We start from the raw sequence: 2933 nt of genomic DNA, 5'->3' as shown, positions 1-2933 counted from the left end.
ACTGGCTGTAACCCTTCCACCTTCCCGGCCCCGCAAGGGGCCGGCTCCTGGAGTTTCCGAAGATGAGCATGGCTCTGACTAAGACCATTCCCCTGGGCGAGATCAGCGTGGAAGTGCGCGAGCTGACAGTGGGCGAGATTCGCCACCTGCTCAAGATGATGGCCGAGGGTGACAGCAGCGACGTGATAAGCAGCGCGCTCCTGCCAGAGATCAGCCTGACTGAGCTGGCCCTGATGACTGACCTCGATGTCGATCAGTTGGACGACCTGGCGCCCAGTCAGCTGCGAAAGGTGTTCGAAGCGACCCGCGAGGTGAACACGGATTTTTTCGGCCTGCGCGAGCGAATCGTGGAGGTGGGGAAACAAGTCCTCGGGAAGCTCTCCGAAGGCTCGAAAGAAACGCTAGTGCCCTGATTCGTCAGGGGCATACCGGGGTGTGGGCTTACCCCTGGGGTACGTGGCAGTCGGCGGTCGACGAGGCGATTGAAGCGGCAGAGCGGATGAAGGCGGGCAGCTAGTCCTCCTTCTTCGCCTTCTCAGCTGAGGCAGGGAAAAGGGGCTTGAAGAGCATTCCCGCCAGGAAAAGCACGAACAGCAACAGCAACGCTGCTCCCATAACCCAAGAAAAGGCCTTAGGGAACAGAACACAGATCAGTGCTAGTGGCACTACCAGGTGATAAATCTTCATGACTGATGTCCGTCTCTCAGTAAGTGTCGATGCCAGTCAGGGCCGCAATGAACTGCAGCAGTTCAAGGCTGGTTACTCGGCCCTGGTGGAGCAACTGCAGCGCCCGCTGAATCAGATCGCGTCCGTGCGCGATTTACAGGCGAGCCTAGTCGAGAACAGCAAACAGCTCAACGATGTCCGGGACCGAGTACGTGACCTGGCTAACGAGCTGATCGCCTCTGAGAAGCCCACCAAAGCCCAGCAGATGGCCTACCGGGCGGCGACGACGGAGGCTAAATCTCTTGAGCAGGCGATCAGCGGTCAAAAGTCGCAGCTCGCCCAACTGTCCGCCTCGCTCAAGTCTGCAGGCGTTGACACCAACTATCTGAGCAACGAACAGAAACGCCTCTCGGAAGATTTGGCACAGGCCAGCGCGGCCGCCGACCAGCAGGCGCGAATCGCAGGCGCTCGCCAGGCGCTGGGCGTTCGTCCCCATCGCGAAGTGCGTGCCGAGATTGAGAAGCTCCGGCAACAGTACGCGCTCCTGCAGCGTGATGGGCAACTGTCCACGGTTGAGCTGGCCCAAGCTCAGATCAATCTGCAGCAGCGAACCGAACAACTGACCCAGCAGACTACTGGCTGGGCAGGTTCGCTGCGCCAGGTGCAGATCGAGGCCGGCCTGGCTGTGGCTGGTCTAGGCGCTCTGATCTATGGCGGAAAGCAGCTCCTGGAGTTCTACGCCAAGTTTGCCCAGGCCATGGCGGCGGTTGACTCCATCACCAACTTGACGCGCCCCCAGCTCAAAGAAATGTCCAAGGACGTGCGGGATCTGGCGGTTGCCTATGGGCGTGACGCAACCGAGTCGGCATCTGCACTGAACGACATCCTGTCCTCGGGTGTATCAGAGGACAACGGCATCAAGGTCCTGGAGCTGTCCATCAAGGCAGCAATCGCAGGGATGACCGAAACCGGCACCGCCGCAGCTGGTGGTCTGGCCATCGTCAACGCCTACGGTGAGGGCATCGAGAACCTTGGGCTCCGCTACGACCAAATGTTTCTGGCGGTCAAGGATGGCGTGACTACCTTCCCTGAGCTGGCCCAGTTCATTGGTGATGTCCTGCCCACAGCCAAAGCCGCTGGTGTTGGTTTCGATGAGGTCGCGGCGGCTATCGCTCGGATGACCATCGCGGGCATCAAGACACCGCAGGCCACCACCGCATTGAAGGGCGCCATCAACGCCCTGGCCGCGCCGACGCCAGATGCACAGAAGAAGATGGCCGAGATGGGCATCAGTTGGAAGGGGCTTACCGCCACCCTGGAAGACATCGCATCCAGAAAGCTCGGCCTTGATGCCATGCGCCAGATCATCCCGGATGTCGAAGCACGCACCGCTGTACTGAGTCTTACCCAGTACATCAAAGAAATGCGCACCGAAGTGACAGCCATGGGCGAGGCTGGCGGTTCCATGGAGGCGGCCTACGCCAAGATGTCCGACACGCCGCAGGCTGAGCTGGATCGCTTCAATGCCTCTTGGCGTGAGTTCAAGTTGCAACTTGGCGAGGTCGCTGAGTCCTTCGCGCCGCTGCTGGATTGGGCGTCAAGGGCTCTGGAACTTTTTGGCATGTTGCCTGAGCCAGTAAAGGCATTCCTTGTTGCCACAACTGGACTGGTTGCTGTTGGCTTCACTGCCGCCAAAGTGTTCGCGGCCATGAAGGAACCTGCCTTGATTCTCAAGGCAGCTCTTACGGCTCTACCTAGTGCAGGCCCTGGTATCTCGTCGCTGATCGGCCAGCTTGGCACCCTGGCTGCCTCGCTGAAAACCGTCGCCGGCTGGGCATCTGTGGCAAAGGGCTCCCTAGCTCTGGGCCTAGTCGCCTGGACCGGCAGCAATCTCCTGGAGCTGTACAACCTCCACAAACAGAACCAGGAACTCACCAAGAGCCAGCTGGACTACGAGAAGGCGCTGAACGACACCATCACGGCAACGACTAAGTACGCCGACGTGGTGATCCAGCCGGCCGAGGCGCTGGCTCGGATGAATGCCGAGCAGCGCAAGGCCTATGCCGAGTCGCTGCGTCTGGCAGAAGAGCACTACCGCAAGCAGTCCGAGCTGACCAGTCGCAACGACATGAAGCGCGACGGCCCCACCGCACCGGTGAGCAATGAGGCCCTGGCAGCGGCCAAGCGTGCTCGCGAGTACCGCGAGGCGCTGCAGCAGATGACAGCTGACCAGGCTGCCGCAGCCGAGGCCCAGGAAGCGGCCGAGA

At 60.7% G+C, this 2933-nt stretch carries 3 protein-coding genes; 2 read left to right on the top strand and 1 reads right to left on the bottom strand.

The genetic code is table 11. The annotated features are described in order from the left end of the window. The first annotated feature begins 68 nt into the window (after positions 1 to 68). Positions 69 to 413: a hypothetical protein gene (locus tag L6D89_RS32225; RefSeq protein ID WP_236202323.1), complete on the top strand. Its 345-nt coding sequence runs from the start codon at positions 69 to 71 to the stop codon at positions 411 to 413. 100 nt (positions 414 to 513) lie between these two features. Here the strand turns inward: L6D89_RS32225 and L6D89_RS32220 are convergent, their stop codons facing one another. Then, on the bottom strand, positions 514 to 687 hold the full coding sequence (locus L6D89_RS32220) for a hypothetical protein (protein WP_236202322.1): 174 nt from the start codon (positions 685 to 687) through the stop codon (positions 514 to 516). On the opposite strand from L6D89_RS32220, the gene L6D89_RS32215 reads away from it, so the two are divergent. Beyond that, positions 686 to 2933, top strand: a 2248-nt coding sequence (locus L6D89_RS32215; RefSeq protein WP_236202321.1) for a phage tail tape measure protein, incomplete at its 3' end; no start/stop codon positions are given. The two genes, L6D89_RS32220 and L6D89_RS32215, sit on opposite strands and share 2 nt — an antisense overlap.

This window comes from Pseudomonas pseudonitroreducens (assembly GCF_021603645.1).
GTDB classification, from domain to species: Bacteria; Pseudomonadota; Gammaproteobacteria; order Pseudomonadales; family Pseudomonadaceae; genus Pseudomonas; species Pseudomonas pseudonitroreducens.
The sequence above is the reverse complement of the archived record's forward strand: the minus strand, read 5'-3'. Positions and strand labels throughout refer to the sequence as shown.